This is a genomic window from Vibrio sp. Vb0667 (assembly GCF_033391095.1).
Genome location: NZ_JAWPOL010000176.1, coordinates 1 through 1,404, shown reverse-complemented (window position 1 = coordinate 1,404; position 1,404 = coordinate 1). Strand labels below are relative to the sequence as shown.

The 1,404-nt window shown below is 44.7% G+C and carries 2 protein-coding genes; both read left to right on the top strand.

Annotation, left to right across the window (positions count from 1 at the left end; all coding sequences use genetic code 11):
* Positions 1-410 (top strand): GNAT family N-acetyltransferase (locus R8269_RS24410; RefSeq protein ID WP_318222799.1); only part of this gene is annotated, 410 nt, incomplete at its 5' end.
* A gap of 236 nt (positions 411-646) precedes the next feature.
* On the top strand, positions 647-1,404 hold a 758-nt coding region (locus tag R8269_RS24405; RefSeq protein ID WP_318222798.1), incomplete at its 3' end, for an SLC13 family permease.

Genomic DNA, 1,404 nt, shown 5'->3' with positions numbered 1-1,404 from the left:
CGGTTCGAGAAGTAAACTGCCGCGATTACCAAACAGATCAAGTGAAAGCTTGGGCTCCCGATGATTTTGAACGACAAACTTGGCAAGCAAGGATGGACACCATTACCCCATTTATTGCCGAAATTGAAGGTGAGATTGTCGGTTACGCGGACTTACAGCCAGATGGTTTCATTGACCATTTCTTTTGTCATCATCGGCATCAAAGGACAGGTGTTGGCCGCGCATTGATGGCTCATATTTTCTCTCAAGCGGAGTCATTAGCGTTACCGTATTTGTACTCAGAGGTCAGTATCACTGCTCGTCCGTTCTTTGAACGGATGGGGTTTAAAGTGATTAAACATCAAGAAGTTGAAGTGAGAGGGCAACACTTAACTAATTATGTGATGAAGAAGTATCTATCGCGTAATTAGTGAGCTTGGACACAGATAAGAGATGTTTTCTGATGTGAATTCCAGTTCATTGATCTAAGACCAAAATTTCGTTTCAAAACAGTGTACATAATCTCTACTCAGAGTTATCAAACAGGTATGTTTCTATCTCACAACCGCAAAGTTGTTCATAAAAATCAGATTGATAGAAAGATGACTGAATGTGGCTCGAAATGCCTAATGTCATGGCCAACCAACTCAGGAAGAGTAGTAGTACTATGCGCCCATATCTCAAATACATCATCCCAACGGTGATTCCGTTACTTATTTGGCTGATGCCTTTGTCAGCGTTTCCTTTTGACGGCATCACCATCGTCCAACAGCGAGTTATCGCGATCTTTTTGCTGGCTGCGCTCTGTTGGGTGTTCGAGCCTATTCCGATTTATGCCACGTCGGTGGTGATCATCGTGCTTGAGTTATTGCTCATTTCGAACAAAGGCATTGTCTTGTTTCGAACACAAGAAGGGCAGCCTCATTTTGGCGAACTACTGCAATATCACGAAATCATGGCTACCTTTGCAAGCCCAATCATCATGCTGTTTTTAGGTGGTTTTTTCTTAGCAATGGCCGCAACCAAATATCGTTTGGATGTGAACCTCGCTAGGGTGTTGCTCAAGCCGTTTGGGCAAAACCCAAAATTTGTCATGTTAGGCCTGATGCTGATCACCGCTATATTCTCGATGTTTATGTCGAATACCGCGACCACCGCGATGATGTTGTCGATATTAACGCCAGTTATCGCCGTGTTTGGGCCTAAAGACCCGGGGCGAATTGCATTCGCGCTTTGTATTCCTGTTGCTGCGAACATCGGTGGTATTGGTACGCCAATCGGTACGCCACCAAACGCGATTGCTCTGAAATACCTCGTGGGTGATAACTTGATTACCTTTGGGGAGTGGATGGTGTTCGGCGTACCATTTGTGGTGATCATGATGGCGCTCGCTTGGCTTCTGATAGGTTATTTATACAAAGCCGA